The sequence below is a fragment of the Sphingomonas sp. genome, from assembly GCF_965200105.1.
Classification (GTDB): Bacteria; Pseudomonadota; Alphaproteobacteria; order Sphingomonadales; family Sphingomonadaceae; genus Solisphingomonas.
Genome location: NZ_CBDATN010000002.1, coordinates 1,290,181 through 1,305,026, shown reverse-complemented (window position 1 = coordinate 1,305,026; position 14,846 = coordinate 1,290,181). Strand labels below are relative to the sequence as shown.

The 14,846-nt window shown below is 64.5% G+C and carries 8 protein-coding genes and 7 pseudogenes; 9 read left to right on the top strand and 6 right to left on the bottom strand.

Annotation, left to right across the window (positions count from 1 at the left end):
• Nucleotides 1-35: 35 nt before the first annotated feature.
• Nucleotides 36-595, bottom strand: a pseudogene (locus tag ACOFKX_RS07675) (DUF1993 domain-containing protein).
• A 168-nt stretch (nt 596-763) separates the two neighbouring features.
• Here ACOFKX_RS07675 and ACOFKX_RS07670 point away from each other — a divergent pair.
• A pseudogene (locus ACOFKX_RS07670) lies at nt 764-1,081 on the top strand (ATP-binding protein); the annotation flags it as partial.
• Between the two features lie 322 nt (nt 1,082-1,403).
• Nucleotides 1,404-2,954, top strand: coding sequence for an ISL3 family transposase (locus ACOFKX_RS07665; protein WP_419826435.1), 1,551 nt, complete (start codon nt 1,404-1,406; stop codon nt 2,952-2,954).
• A 133-nt stretch (nt 2,955-3,087) separates the two neighbouring features.
• Here ACOFKX_RS07665 and ACOFKX_RS07660 read toward each other — a convergent pair whose 3' ends face one another.
• Nucleotides 3,088-5,499 (bottom strand): membrane-bound PQQ-dependent dehydrogenase, glucose/quinate/shikimate family, encoded by a 2,412-nt coding sequence (locus tag ACOFKX_RS07660; protein ID WP_419826434.1) that lies wholly within the window; start codon nt 5,497-5,499, stop codon nt 3,088-3,090.
• A gap of 411 nt (nt 5,500-5,910) precedes the next feature.
• Nucleotides 5,911-6,948, bottom strand: coding sequence for a Rieske 2Fe-2S domain-containing protein (locus ACOFKX_RS07655; protein ID WP_419826433.1), 1,038 nt, complete (start codon nt 6,946-6,948; stop codon nt 5,911-5,913).
• A gap of 373 nt (nt 6,949-7,321) precedes the next feature.
• Here ACOFKX_RS07655 and ACOFKX_RS07650 point away from each other — a divergent pair.
• From ACOFKX_RS07650 to ACOFKX_RS07625, 6 genes and pseudogenes are all read left to right on the top strand, one after another.
• Nucleotides 7,322-7,645 (top strand): annotated as a pseudogene (locus tag ACOFKX_RS07650) (alpha-hydroxy-acid oxidizing protein); the annotation flags it as partial.
• Between the two features lie 61 nt (nt 7,646-7,706).
• Nucleotides 7,707-7,889 (top strand): hypothetical protein, encoded by a 183-nt coding sequence (locus tag ACOFKX_RS07645; protein ID WP_419826432.1) that lies wholly within the window; start codon nt 7,707-7,709, stop codon nt 7,887-7,889.
• Nucleotides 7,890-7,997: 108 nt separating this feature from the next.
• A pseudogene (locus ACOFKX_RS07640) lies at nt 7,998-8,943 on the top strand (IS630 family transposase).
• Between the two features lie 125 nt (nt 8,944-9,068).
• Nucleotides 9,069-9,578 (top strand): annotated as a pseudogene (locus ACOFKX_RS07635) (alpha-hydroxy acid oxidase); the annotation flags it as partial.
• Nucleotides 9,575-11,014, top strand: a complete 1,440-nt coding sequence (locus ACOFKX_RS07630; RefSeq protein ID WP_419826431.1) for a phosphotransferase — start codon at nt 9,575-9,577, stop codon at nt 11,012-11,014. The pseudogene ACOFKX_RS07635 and the gene ACOFKX_RS07630, both read left to right, overlap by 4 nt.
• Before the next feature lie 313 nt (nt 11,015-11,327).
• Nucleotides 11,328-11,545 (top strand): annotated as a pseudogene (locus tag ACOFKX_RS07625) (helix-turn-helix domain-containing protein); the annotation flags it as partial.
• Nucleotides 11,546-11,708: 163 nt separating this feature from the next.
• Here ACOFKX_RS07625 and ACOFKX_RS07620 read toward each other — a convergent pair.
• A pseudogene (locus ACOFKX_RS07620) lies at nt 11,709-12,904 on the bottom strand (IS701 family transposase).
• A 25-nt stretch (nt 12,905-12,929) separates the two neighbouring features.
• Nucleotides 12,930-13,835, bottom strand: a complete 906-nt coding sequence (locus ACOFKX_RS07615) for a LysR substrate-binding domain-containing protein (RefSeq protein ID WP_419826430.1) — start codon at nt 13,833-13,835, stop codon at nt 12,930-12,932.
• 95 nt (nt 13,836-13,930) lie between these two features.
• Here ACOFKX_RS07615 and ACOFKX_RS07610 point away from each other — a divergent pair, with 95 nt between their 5' ends.
• Nucleotides 13,931-14,221 (top strand): hypothetical protein, encoded by a 291-nt coding sequence (locus ACOFKX_RS07610; protein WP_419826429.1) that lies wholly within the window; start codon nt 13,931-13,933, stop codon nt 14,219-14,221.
• A 224-nt stretch (nt 14,222-14,445) separates the two neighbouring features.
• Here the strand turns inward: ACOFKX_RS07610 and ACOFKX_RS07605 are convergent, their stop codons facing one another.
• On the bottom strand, nt 14,446-14,823 hold the full coding sequence (locus tag ACOFKX_RS07605; RefSeq protein ID WP_419826428.1) for a TetR family transcriptional regulator C-terminal domain-containing protein: 378 nt from the start codon (nt 14,821-14,823) through the stop codon (nt 14,446-14,448).
• Nucleotides 14,824-14,846: the final 23 nt, after the last annotated feature.

Here is a 14,846-nt window from a genome sequence, read left to right as displayed (position 1 = left end):
AGGAGGCAAGCTGGCTCAATGCGGAATTGATTGGCCTAGCGGGAAGGCGCCGTACCGGGCCGCAAGTACGCGAACATGTGCGCGACATAGTTAGCCTTGCCCAGCTCGACGCCTTGCGCGCGCAGGATGGCGTAGGCGGTCATGACGTGGAAGTAGAATTGGGGGAGCGCCCAGTCGCGGACATGTCGTTCGGCGGTAGGTCGAACACCATGCCTTGCGGCAGCGCGTGGGCGATCGGTATCGCCGGATCGATCTCCGCCATGTCCGCTGCGATTTCCTCCACGAGCGTCATGGTCTCGGCGATCCTGGCGCGGGCATCCGCGATGGAGCAGGATGCTCGGCCGCGTTGCGCCCTTCGTTCAGCAGCACCTCGATCGAGGGCGGGAACGCTTCCTGTCGCAGCCGGAACACCCCCTCCTGCGCCTGCACGCACGCGAACCGGATCTGGGTCGCGAGTGGGAACATGTCGGAAGCGAGGCGCGCGGTGAGCAGCGCTTGCGCTCCACCGCCCGATATTTCGTCGGCCTTGCCGAGCCGCTGAAAGCGCTCCCAGCATCTGGGTGTAGGTTGGTATCAGGATGTCGTTCAGCATCATCATCATCTTTCTTCTTCAACGCGCGGTTTTCTCGATCTCTCGGGGCAATATCTGCGGGAGATCGACGATGGTGCGCAAGATTGCACCTGCTCCGGTGGCTAGAGCCCGACCTTCTTGAGAGCTGAGGCCAGCTCCGCGTCGATCGCAGGATCGTCGGTGGGCGTGACTGTGAACCGGCTTGAGGAGGAGGCCCGGATCGGCAAGGCCGGGACCCTGGCTGCCCAGCTCTCCCGGCTCGACGTCGTCGTGCTCGACGAGCTCGGCTACCTGCCGTTCGCACGCTCAGGCGGCCAGCTGCTGTTCCACCTCGTCAGCAAGCTCTACGAGCGCACCTCGGTCATCATCACCACTAACCTGGCGTTCGCTGAGTGGCCGACGGTGTTCGGCGATCCCAAGATGACCACGGCCATGCTCGACCGGCTCACAAATCACTGCGACATCGTCGAGACCGGCAACGACAGCTGGCGGCTCAAGCACCGCAGCTAAAACCCTCCCCCCGGAGCCCCCTCCCGGCGGTTGACCCGGTGGGTCCACAGGTATCTCCCACGGCCGTCACCGCCTGCGCTCGTGGCGGCGCGCGGCGCCGGCCGCGGGTCCCTCCTACGGACTATCGGGACAACCGCCCCACCTCGCCAGAGGGGTCCCTCTTGCACGCCGATCCGGGGTCCCGGTTCAACGCCTATTTACATGTGTGAATCGGCCTGCAATGTTGACCCCGTTCGGGGCTGATCGGCGTGCAAAATTGGCTCTGACTCAGATTTGATGACGCCACGCGTTGAGGCTGTCGCTTCGATGGGAGTGCAGCGCCATGGCGGAGAAGTTCAGATCGTCGTCCCTCGTTCCCGACGGCTTCGCCGTTCGGGACGTGCACGCCGACGGGGCGGCGGTGATGATCACGGTGCGCTCGACACAACGCGGCGCAACCTGTCCGGTCTGCGGCGTCGAAGCGCGACGGGTCCATAGCCGCTACGTCCGGAACCTGGCCGATCTGCCGATCTCGGGTCGGGCGGTGCGTCTCCAGGTCGATGCACGCCGCTTCCGCTGCGACGAGGAGCGCTGCACGCGTCGGATCTTCGCCGAGCGCACCGTTGCGCTGGCACCCTGGTCGCGGCGCACGGTGCGGCTGGATGCACTTGCCCATCATCTTGGCCTTGCACTGGGCGGCAGACCCGGTGCGAGCCTGGCCAGGCGGCTGGTCCTGCCGGTCAGCCGCGACACGCTGCTGCGCCTGGTGCGCCGGCGAGGTAGGCCGGCCTTCCCGACGCCGCGCGCGATCGGGATCGACGACTGGGCCTGGAGGCGCAATCACCGCTACGGCACGCTGATCTGCGACCTCGAACGGCGGCGAACAGTCGCGTTGCTACCCGATCGCGAACCGGCGACCGCGCAAGCATGGTTGGCGACACAGCCGCAGATCGAGGTGGTGACGCGCGACCGGGGTGGCGCCTACGCGCTCGCCGCCACGCGCGCGCTGCCCCGCGCGGTGCAGGTCGCCGACCGCTGGCACCTGATGGCCAACGCCAGCGACGCGTTCCTGTCCGCCGCTCGCGCCTGCATGCCCGAGATCAAGGCGGTGCTGAACGGGACCACGGTCGACCCGGCCCTGCTCACGGCGGCGGAGCGCCTGCGCTACGCGGGATACCGCCGTCGCGAGGCGGACAACATCATGGTGCATGAGCTGGCCGCAGCAGGCGTGCCGATTAAGGAGATCGTGCGGCGGACCGGCCATAGTCGCGGCACGGTTCGCAAGGTCCTGCGTGGCCAGCGCGACGAGGTGTTCCGCACGCGCGAGAGCTCGCTCGATCCCTACCTGCCCAGGCTGGACGAGCAGTGGTCGAGCGGTGTTCGGAACGGCGCTGCGATCTGGCGCGACCTGCGGAACCAGGGGTTCAGGGGCTCGCTGCGGGTCGTGACCGAGTGGATGACGCGCCGGCGACGGACGGAGGTGGCGGTGGGCCATCACATCACGCGCGTGCCGTCCGCCCGCACCGTTGCACGGCTCATGACGGCCGAGCCTGACGCGCTCTCCCGCTTACAAACCATCACGGTCGCGGCGCTGGAGGCGGGCGTGCCGGCGCTGGTCGAAGCACGCGAGGTCACCGCCGCGTTCCACCGGATTTTGCGCCAGAAACGCGAGGGCGCGTTGGAAGGGTGGCTAGAGCAGGCTCGATCCGGCCTGCTTGCGCCCTTCGCCAATGGCCTCGCACGCGATCACGCCGCAGTAAAGGCCGCCATCGCGACCGCCTGGTCCAACGCTCAGGCCGAAGGGCAGATCACCAAGCTCAAGCTCGTGAAGCGGCAAATGTACGGGCGCGGCAAGCTCGACCTGCTCGAAGCACGTGTCGTCGGAAGCACGTGACGCCATCAGCAAAATTGCGACAGAGCCAAAGTTGCACGCCGATACGGGGTCAACTTCCCAAGCCGATTGACACTCTTGTCCCGCTACAGCGCGGCTACTTCATTCCAGGACCGCGATCTAACCGACGGCAGGGTCATCGCGGCAGGGCATAAGCGATGATGTAATTGCCCGCCCTGTTCATCAAGCCATAATGGCCAGAGGCGGCGATCACGACGATCTGGCGCCCACTCGCATTCGATCGATAGGTCATCGGTGTGGCATTTCCTCCTGCCGGCAAGCGGGACTTCCAGAGCAGCTTTCCGGTGGCGGTGTTGTACGCGCGCAGGTAAGCGTCGTGCGACGCGCCGATGAAGGTCAATCCGCCTCGCGTGACGACCGAGCCGCCGACGTTCGGTCCACCCAAGGGCAGCGGCAGCCCGGTCCCGACGTTCAAAGGACCGCTGTCCTGGCTGGTGCCGAGCGGCCGCGTCCAGACGACCTTGCGCGATTTGAGATCGATCGCGGTAAGCATGCCGAAGGGCGGCTGCTGGCAGGGAACGAAGAGCGGCGACATGAACGGCTGCACGTCTGCGCCATAAGGCGTGCCCTTCTGTGCAGCGGCGGCGCCTAACACCACGCCGTTCCGCTCGGTCATCGGGGCGAGGCCCCGTCGATCCGCCTCCGCCCGTGTCAACAGACGATCGATCGCGGCCATGCGGTTCGAATTGATGATGAGCAGATGGCGGTCCGTGTCGATCGAAGCGCTGCCCCAGTCCATTCCGCCGAAGAAGCCCGGATAGGAGATGTTGCGCGTCATGTTGGGCGGAGTGAACGGACCTTCATATCGCGCCGATCGGAATGCGATGCGGCACCAGAGCTGGTCGAACGGAGTGATGCCCCACATCTTCCGCTCGGACAGTGGCGGGCCGACGAGGGACGGCATGCCGACCGAGAAAGGCTGGGTCGGCGAGACGTGCTCGCCGGGCACCCCGTCGTGCGGCACCGGCCGCTCTGCGACCTCGGCGGCCGGTTTCCCGGTGACGCGATCGAGCAGGAAGAGCTGACCGCTCTTGGTCGGCAGAACCAGCAGCTTGCGAGTGGCGCCACCTTCGCCCGGCAGGTCAACCAGGGTCGGCTGCGACGCCACGTCATAGTCCCACAGGTCGTGTCGGACCGCTTGGAAAGACCAGCGTGGCTTACCCGTCCGCACGTCGATGGCCACCACCGATCCGGAAAACCGGTCGTCGAACGGTCGTCGTAAGCCCCCGAAATAATCCGGCGTCGCACCGCCCATCGGCGCGAAGACGAGGCCCAGCGCTTCATCCCCGCTCATTGGAGCCCAGCTGTTGGGCGTGCCCAACGTATAATGCTCGCCCGGCGGCGGCGCCGTTTGCCGGTCGAGGCGGCCGACGTCGAAGGCCCAGGCGAGCTTGCCCGTCGTCACGTCGAAGCCCCGGATCACGCCCGATGGCTCTCCCACCGATTGGTTGTCCGCGACGAAGCCGCCGATCACGATCGTGTTCCGCACGATCGTCGGCGCCGAGCTGACAAGGTAATATTGATGCGGGACTGCGCCCATCCCCTCCAGAAGCGAGACGGCGCCGTTATAACCGAATGTGCGGCACGGCTGCCCATTGGCGGCATCGAGAGCCAGTAGACGCCCGTCCATCGTCGCGGTGACTATGCGCCGAACGCAATCACCGCTTGCGTTAGGGGCCTCATGGTATGCGACACCGCGGCAGTTGTTGTACGGCAGTCCCTTACGGTCGATGTTCGAGCGGAAATGCCACTTTTCCGTGCCGCTCTCCGCGTCGATCGCGATGACGTCGTTGTAGGCGGTACAGATATAGAGGCTGTTGCCTACCTTCAGCGGGGTCACTTCGAGCCCGCCAATACGGCCATCGACACCGGGGCCGACCCGGTACTCCCATAACTTAGCGAGCTTCGGGACGTTGTCCGTGTTGATCTGTGAAAGCGAGCTGAACCGCGATCCGGCGAGATCGTTGCCATAGGTGCGCCAATCACCCGAACCGGCGGCCGCGGGTCGTGGGCTGATGGCCGCAACCGGCGCGGCGATACCGCGGGCGTACACCGGATCGGCAGGCCCGTCGTTCCCCGTCGCGACATGCAGCACCAGCCCGACGACGACGGCCGCCGCCGCGCAGAGCAGCGCGGTCGCGCCGCGGTAGGTCGGCAAGCCGCGCCGGCGTCGCAGCCGCAATCCGGTCATCGACGGCGGCAGCACCAGCCATAGGCCCAGAATAAGGAACAGCGCCAACCGCGGCATCAACGCCCACGGATAAAGCCCCGCTTCCCATACGCTCCAGACGATCGTGGCAAGCAGGAACAGCCAGTAGGCAAGCGCGGCGTCGCGGTGCAGGCGCCAGAACTGAACGCCGATCGCGGTCAACGCGACACCGGCCACGACATAGTAGGCCGATCCATGCAGGAGGACGAGTCGCACGCCACCTATCGCGAGCGGCAAGCCGAGCAGTATCAGGAGGGAACCGAAAACGCGGGACGGCCACCGCCGACGGACACGCGCGGGAACAGCTTCTGCCAACATCCCGTCCTCTTTTCTTCGTCAAAGCCTGTGTTCAGCCAGCGGCCATTCGCCGAACCGAGCACACACAATCGCTAGTCTATCTCGTCCGTAAACCGCCAGAAGCATGAACGCAGGTTGCGGATCGCCGCTTCGCCGATGGAGCGGGAGCCATCCTTCCGGCAGTCGCACGGCTCCAGCCGCGCTTGGCGCTGGGCGCAAGGGCGATCAGCCCGCCGCCTCGCGTGCCGACCGGGATGCGCTCGCCCCTGGAGGCAATATCGTAGACGCCGCGCTCACGTGCAGGCTGACGCCGGACTGAGGACCTGTTCGATAGTCTCACCTCACGCGCAGGAACAATATGTGTCTTCGACGCCGGGGCCGGGCAGTGATCGACGACGATGCGCGCCGGTGAAACTTCCTCATCTCGGGCCACTAGTTGATGAGCGGCGCCGAGGGATGCGCGCGTGGATATTTCTTCAGGTAGCGCAGGAACTTGGCCAGCAGCCTGTCCGTCCTCGTGAATGCTCTTGGTCGAAAATGCATGGTTTGCAAGATCACCGCATCCTGCAGCACCGTGAACTCCGATAGGTGTGCCGCGTAGCCGAGCTGTTCCCGCGCGCGTTTCCGCGCCTCGTCCGTATCCGCCTCGCGCCGGACGGCGTTGATTACGAAGGCGCGGTGCTCCTGAGGTCCCGGTAGGGAGAATCCCACCATGATACCGAGCCACCAATCGTCCACCATTCCTTGCTGGTAGAAGGAGGTGGAGCCTCGCATTGAGATATCCCAATCGATCCTGCAGCCGACGCCGTGAATACCCTTCAGATTGTATATGAAGCCCCAATCGTTCCAGACGGCCCTCTCCTGGATGCCCTGTACGTCGATCTCCTTCATCTCGTGGAGATGGACGAGATGCTGCACGTCGCACGTATTCGTCGCGAACACCCAGCCATCGCAGTTCGTCGGCGGGCCGACATAGACCTCGATCTCAAGTTCGTCTTCCGGATAGGCGAAGCTCGGCAGCTGGAACAGAGGCGCCTCGCCGTTGAATGCCCATATGACGCCGTACCGCTCCTCGGCGGGAAAGGAGAACAGGCGCGCCCCCCGCGGCGGGGGATCGCCGATCCCGGTCTTCACGCAACGCCCGTCGACATCAAACTCATATTTGTGGAACGGGCACTGCACCTTGCCATCCACGATCTTGCCCAGCGAAAGGTCGGCGCCGACATGGGGACAGTAAGCGGACTGGACGCGCGGCAATCCCTGCTCGTCGCGGTAGATGATGACGCGCCCGCCGAGGAACGGTACGCCCACGATCGCGCCCGAGGCGATCTCCGACGACAGGCAGAGCGGAAACCAGGATTGCGTGTAGACGCCGCCCTCGCCCTCGGCCGGAACGCGTACGGCCTCCATCTCGTGGACGGCGGGATAGGATGAGAGGGGTGCCTCCGGCTCGCGGTAGATCGTCGACATGAAACCTCTCCGAGATGCCTGATCGTCACATGAACGCGCGACGGGACTCAGCCAGAGCCGCCCAGACGAAAGCTTCACTATATGCGCGCGCTCGACGGATCTTCCTTATGCTCTGAATACTCAGCCGTATAAGGCCTCGCCTATGTGGCGCTGTCAACTTAATCCTTATTGAAGCACAGACGCTGATGCGGGCGAGGCGGTCATGCGAGTTGAAGCGGCCAAACGATGTGGTAGCCGCGTTGTTGGCAAAGGCGAACCGGTAGCGGACCGCGGGTGCGATGCGGAACGACGCCACAGCCGCTGCAACGCGCCGGTGTTTGTAGGCCTGCGCCGATCGATCGCGCGATGGCGTCGCGGGTAGTGAGGAAGAGCGGTGCGACCTGTCGCCAACATCTCTGACGTGCGCGCGCTCGCCAGGCCGAAGCTTCCGCCATCGGTATTCGACTATATCGACGGCGGATCGTACGGCGAGATCACCAAGCAGGCGAACGAAGACGATTTCCGGAAGCTCAAGTTCCGCCCGAAGGTTCTCCGCGACCTCTCGGTGACGAGCACGGCGACCAGGGTGGTGGAGCAATCGCTCCCGGCGCCGATCATCCTCGCACCGACGGGCATGGGCGGCATCGCACGGGGCGGCGAGTGTGAAATCGCCGTTGCGCGTGCCGCGGCCGCGGCGAAGGTGCCTTACATCCTCGCGATGTTGGCCATCTGCTTCGCTGGAAGAGGTGACGGCGGAGGTGGGCCCGGTCTGGTTCCAAATGGCTATGCTGAAAAACCGGAACTTGTTCAGGTCCCTCATCGATCCTGCGATCGAGGCGAACTCTCCGGTCCTCGTCCTGACGGTCACCAGCGATACCGGCGATGTACCCCAAGCTCTTTCGAAGTGGATTGGCCTTCCCGCCAAAGATAACCGCGGGGCTTTTGATGGAGTTCGGGCGTAGGCCGCGCTGGGCACTTAGAGCGATTTTCGAGCGGGCTGAATCGGCTGGGATTCACACGGCTAGGATTTTCTGATTCATGATCCATGCTGGCGGAGGAGGCTGGCATGGATGGGTCGAGCCTTATCGCGTGATCTTCGGGATCGTGTCGTTGCTGCCGTTGAAGGTGGGATGTCGTGCCGGCGAGCGGCCGAGCGGTTCGGCGTCAGCGCGGCGAGCGCGATACGGTGGCGGCAGCTGGCGGTGCGTCATGGCGTGCCGGCGGCCAAGCCGCAGGGCGGAGATCGTCGAACGGCGAAGATCGAGGAGCATGCGTCCTTCATCCTGGACGCAATCGAGCAGCAGCCCGATCCGACCTTGGCGGAGTTGCGCGAGATGCTGGTGGCGCGTGGCGTGAGCGTCAGCATCGCCACGCTGTGGCGCTTCTTCGCCCGGCACGGGATCACGCGCAAAAAAAGACCGGCCACGCGAGCGAGCAGGACCGTCCCGACATCCTGAAGCAGCGCGGGAAATGGTTCGACGGCCAACTCGACCTGGACCCCGAGCGGCTGGTGTTCATAGACGAGACCTGGGCCAGCACCAACATGGCGCGGCGCCATGGCCGCTGCCGGCGGGGCGAGCGCCTGCGCGCCGACATCCCGTTCGGTCACTGGAAGACAGCCACCTTCGTCGCCGGCCTGCGCCGCACGGGCATGGTTGCGCCCTGGGTACTCGACGCACCCATGAACGCCGACGCTTTCCTCACCTACGTCACCCGTGTCCTCGTGCCTGAACTCGGACCCGGCGACGTGGTCATCATGGATAACCTGTCGAGCCACAAGGCGCCGGCCGTGCGCGACGCCATCGAGAGCGTCGGCGCCAGGCTGCTCTTCCTCCCGCCCTACAGCCCCGACTTCAACCCATCGAGCAGGCCTTCTCCAAGCTGAAGGCGCACCTGCGCAAGGCCGCCGAGCGCACCATCCATGGCCTCTGGAACGCCATCGGCCGCATCCTCGACCTCTACTCGCCACAGGAACGCGCCAACTACTTCGCTGCCTGCAACTGCGATGCAGACTGATCGAAAACCGCTCTAGGGCCTTGTTCGGGACAGGATCGGGCCTGCACAACTTCGCCGGGCAAGCGGCTGAAATGGCCAATATCGTCGGACAGTTCGATCCTACGGCAAGTTAAAAGGACGTCGCGTGGGTACGCGCGATCTGGCCGCGCAAGCTCATCGTCAAGGGCATCTGCGATCCGGACGACGCGGGGCTCGCGGTTGAATGTGGCGCGGACGCGGTCGTAGTGTCGAACCACGGCGGGAACATGCTCGACGAAGGGGCATCGACCGTGGCCGCTTTGCCGCATATCGTGGAGCGGGTCGCCGGACGGCTGGACGTCCTGCTGGATGGCGGCGTCCGTTCGGGGCAGGACGTGCTGAAGGCGGTCGCGCTCGGCGCCAAGGCCTGTCTCCTAAGGCGGGCGCCGCTCTATGGTTTGGCCGCCGGCGGCGAGGAAGGAGTCGCGCGGGTGATCGAGCTGATCCGGAGCGAACTGGAGTTCAGCGCGGCTCTGACGGGCACTCCTGACGTTCGCGCGGCCACGCCGGCGATCCTATGGTGGCGCTGCCTTGCGGGCCGTTCCGTAGCTTCGGTGCGGAGGGGATGGCGCGACCCTCGCGTCGGGCGGCATGGTGATGGCGGAGAGACAAAATGATACGCGCCGAGCAGGAAGGTTTCAGTTGGGCGGAGCGGGTCGTCGGCGGCCGGATCGTCCGCAAGCTGAAACACGATAATTGGCGACCCCAATGGTTCCTGGACATCCAGTTGCCGGATGGATCGGTCCGTAAGGTGATGTTGCGGGGTTTCCGGGATCCAGGCGGCGGTGCCGACGATGGCGACGTTCGAGAGGGCCTGACGAGCGAGGCCGAAGTCCTGCGGGCTCTACAGGACCTGCCGGTTAGTGTCCCATATTATTATGGGCATGATGCCGAGCACGGGTGGATGCTGATGGAGCGGATCGAGGGAGACGCCGAACTCAGTCAAGTCTTCGATCCGGACCGCCGGTTTGCGCTCTTCCAGGATTACATGGAGGATATCGCACGCCTGCATGCCTTTCCCGTGGACAAGATGGCGCTTCCGGCAAACATGGCGAGACCTGCATCGTCGAGGGATCAGTGGGAGGAATTCAAGAGGACGAGCATCGCCACCTACCGTTCGCTGGAAAGAACTCAGCCTGAACCCATCCTTGAGCTTGGGATACAATGGCTCCAAACCTATCATCTTCCGAGCGAGCGCCCGTTGAGCTTCGGATTGAGCGACGTCGGTCCGAACCAATTTATGTTCGCGGGCTCTGAATACCTGTCACTCATCGACTTCGAACTCGGTGTGCTTGCGGACCCGCTGCTCGCGATCGGTTTAATGCGCGTGCGTGAACTGGTATATTCGATTGGACGTATGCCGGAGCACGTCGCGCACTACGGCAAGCATTATGAGGCGCTTACCGGTATTCCGCTCGACCACGCGGCCTTGCGATACATGACGGTGGCAAGCACGGTGCTGTTCAATCTGCCTTCCGCGGCGACGAAGATCGCACCCGATCCCACGCTCCCCGATTTAGTGTTCACTCTGTCCTGGGAGATTCCGGCGCAGCGCGGCATCCTGGAGGCGATGGCCGAGTATCACGGAATCTCACTGAGCGTACCCGACTTGCCAAGCGAGAAGACGACGATTCTCAAGCCGCTTCACGATCTTATCACCGGGCAGATCGAGCAATTCTATGCTCCGCGCTCGCGCGACCAAGGCGAAAAGTCGTTTGCTCGATACAGCGCCGCGCTCGTAAAGACGCTGGCGCGTGGGAACGCGGTAGCGGGACGTATAGATCAGGATAATATGAAGGAGTTGTCGGCCTTGATCGGTAACAAGGTCGATGATTGGTATGAGGGATTGTACGAGCTCGAGCGACTGATCGTTCAGGATTCTGAACATGATTTCGAAGCGAGGCTGAACTTCCTATATCGTGTTCAGGTAAGGCGCGAGTATTTGTACGAACCTATGCAGTGCGCGACGGGGTGCAGCGTAGGTGTTCCACTCGTAAGGCTTGAGAGCTTGGAGGGGGTCGTGCCGTCGGCAATCCCGTTGCGCACGCTTTAGCGGCGGTCCCGCGCGGTCGGCGCGACGATTTCCTAGTGACCCCTGCCACCCGCCCAGATCAAGCGAGAGGACGACATGTTACCGGAAGGTCGGCGGCGAGTGAGGCGAGCCGCCGCGGCGCCGATTGTAAAACTCGTCCGCGCCCCTATACTCCTACGCCGCCTGCGCTCGCCGATCGTGTCGGACACCGGTATGGCGGGTTTAGTGAGCGCCCGGATCGCGTAATACCAGATCCGTGAGGAGCTGACTCACGGCGGGGATTCCTAAACGACCCAGAGGATGATTCAAGATCGCGGGCTGAGGGAGGTTCGCGATCGCGGCGGCGGTGCGGTTGCGGTCGGACTATGACGGGGCGGCGTTGCGGAAGCTGGGTCGGACGAGCCGCGATGCGGAGCAGGTGCGGCGGCTGCTGGCGCTGGCGGCGATCTACGAGGGGGAGACCCGCAGCGAGGCGGCGAGATCGGCGACGTCACGCTCCAGACCGTGCGCGACTGGATAGTGCGGTTCAACGCCGAGGGGCCGGCGGGCCTAGCATTACAGTTGCGTTCTTGATTGGCTGTGCGCGCGTTGTGCGGCAGCCTGATGAGCACGACGCCAGCATGGCCATGCGATGACGTGGCGGCGTTCGATGCGGCGCTGGGCCAGCCTGACGACGATGCGGCGGATCTCCTGGACGGACCAGCGGACCAGCGGATCAGGTCGGTGACCTCGTCCGGGCTCTTTTTGGGGGCGTGGCATTGGCGCGGGTGCGGATCGCCGCCAGCATCGCGAAGGCGAGCATGACAAGCGAAACGTGCCGGTGCCAGCCATGCCACGAGCGGGTCTCGTTGTGATCGAGGCCGAGTTCGTTCTTGGCAGTTTCGAAGCTGTCCTCAATAGCCCAGCGATGCCCCTCCACGCCGACGAGGGTATTCATGGTCGTGCCGGCCGGGCACCACGTCGTGAAGAAGGCGAGATCGCCATCGGCGACGTGGCGTCGGACAACAGGCCCCTGGTCCATGTGCCGGACAGATCGTCGGCATAATCGTTAGCCTCGAGGTCCGTGAATTCGAGGCAGGCCCAGTCGTGAAGTCTGGCCCCTTGGTGCCGTTGCCTGCCGACCGGCGATGCCATGCGCCAGGATCGGGGTCGCTTGCGATCTGTGCGGCGGTGCCCGCGACCACCGGCCTGCCTACCCAAGAGCCGAAGCGATGGCCGCCCTTTACGCCCAGCACGTACCCTTTGCCGGCACGACGCAGCGCCTGCTCGATGTCGCCGACACCGTAGACCGCATCCGCCGCGAGCCGGGAAAACGGCATGTTTGCCGCCATCCAGCGTTCGATCATCTTCACCGCCAGTGTCGGCTTGGTTGCGAAGACCATGCCTTCGGGCACGTGCGCCGCCGCCAGCCGTGAAGGGTCGGCGGTCCAGTTCTTTGGCAGATACAGTGCCCGGTCGACGAAGGCATGGCCCTTTTACCGAGACATAGGCGGCGAACACGCCGATCTGGCAGTTGGTCACCTTGCCGGCCGACCCCGTGTACTGGCGCGCCACGCCACACGACGCCTTGCCTTGCTTCAGGAACCCAGTCTCATCGATGACCAGCACCGCGTCATCGGTGCCGAGATGGTCGATGGCATAGTCGCGCACAATATCGCGCAGCGCTTCCGCATCCCACCGCCCGCGCCCCAGGATCGCCTGTTGCCGCCATGCCAGCCGCCTCCGCGCGCATCCATCCGGTCTTGCGACGTTCGTCGCCCAGCAACCCGTCGAGGAAGCTGTTCGCCGATGCCGCAACGCGCTCCTGGCTGAACAAGGGCCGCATCCGCATCTTCACCTCGCGCAATGATGACGCCCATAGCTCCAGCGTCGTCTCGATCGATGCTCCCGTCACCACGACCTCCTCGACATGGTGGCCCATTGATTCAAAACAGGATCAAAAGCGCAACTGTAATGCTAGCGTCGCCGCCCGCCAATCCGCGGCGACGGCGTCGACGAAGCGCCTCACCTTCGGCGCGTCCATGCGACCGGGCAGGGCGAGGAAGCGCAGTTCGAGGGGTCGCGGCCCGTGATCCTGCAGCACCTCTCGTAATGAACCATCCTGCAAATCATGCTTGACGACGCACAGTGGCAGCATTGCAATCCCAAGTCCGGCGAGCGCGAAAGCTCTTAGGGCCAGTCCGCTGTTGGCCCGAACCGGTCCGGAAACGGACCAGGAGAGAGTTTCATCGCCGGTGCGCAGCGGCCACTCGTTCGCGCCATGTTGCAGGAAGCTGAGACAGGCATGCCCGTCGAGGTCGGCCGGGCTGCGCGGCATGCCCCGCCTGCGCAGATAGTCCGGCGTCGCGCACATGATGAGCGGCAGGGACTCCAGCGCGTGCTGGACGAGCGTGGAATCCGGCAACGCGCCGATGCGCAGGGCGACATCGATCCGCTCGGAGACGAGGTCTAGACGATCGTCGCGAAGTATCAGGTCGACCTTCAATGCTGCATTTTCAGCGACAAGGCGCGCGATCGTGTCCGCCAGAACCAGCGTGCCGAGGACGACCGGCGCGGTCACGCGCAACGTGCCGGAGGAGGGCGTCCCGATGCAGCCGGCCGCCTCCGCGCCTTCGACCTCCTCCAGAATGCGGCGACACCGCTCGTAGTAATCGCGCCCCAGATCGGTCAACGCCTGGCGCCGCGTGGATCGGGTGAGAAGAGGCTCACCAAGCCGCTTTTCCAGGTATCGGACGTGGTTTCCGACCATCGCGGGCGAGAGGCCTCCGGCCGCCGCCGCAGCGGCGAAGCTGCCGCGTTCCACCACCGTGACGAAGGTGGCCATCGCCTTCAATCTGTCCATTCCTCTCTCGTAGTTACGAGTGTGATCACCGTCACGCGCTTGATGCCGGCGTTCTCATTGCGGCATGACTTCCTCGCACAATCGGAGGCGCAGACATGCCATTCATATCAACGTTCGACTTCAAGTTTCCTGCAAACGCCCATGACCAGGCTGTCCAGATCACCCGTTCGATCGGGCATGACATGACCGAGCTCGACGGATACGAGCACCACGAGGTCATCCAGGATGTGACTGACCCGGGCCACCTAATGGTGAACACGCGCTGGGCCGGCCTGGAGAAGGCTCAGTCCGTGCTTGATAGCTACCAGCACGACCAGAAGATCAAGCAGGCCGAAGCGCTGATCCCGGGTGGGCCGCAGGGATTTATCGGGGCTCTCCTGTCATAGGTCGGCTCTGACGGCAAACGTCGTGGCTGCGGTTCCTGCAAGGTGCGACTGCAATGTCGCTGTTGCTTTGGCCGCCAGGGCGACAAGCTGATGTCCGACGCTGATAGATGCGTCTGGCCACCCGCTGTCATGTCGCGCCCGCAGCTAAACCTCCTATAAGGCTGAGAAGCGCTCGAAGATAACAAACAGCATCTTCTATGGGTCAGTCCGGAGAAGCAGCGGCATCATGTTCGCGAGAGACGTGGTGCGTCGCCGCTCCGCTCGACCTTCGCTCGCAAAAGGCTGCCGTGCCAGCTGGCGAGGAGCATCATTGCCCAATCCTCCGCAGCGACGTTGGCGCGTGCCTGCCCGCTAGCTTGCGCGTCTCGGATTGCGTTAGCGAATGGAACCGTCAGCGCCTCAAGCGCCGTCGAGAACGCCTTACGCAAACTTTCGCTGTGAGTCGGCAGCTCCAGTCCCAGATTCGCGAGCAGACAGCCGAACCGCCATTGGAGGGGCTCGGCGATGTCGACGATCGCGTCGAAGTACGCGCCTATTTTGGCGAGCGGCTCGCGTCCGCCATCGCCCAGACTGCCCGCCGCAATTGCGAGCAGAACGTCCATGTAGCGTTCCAGGACCAGGATGG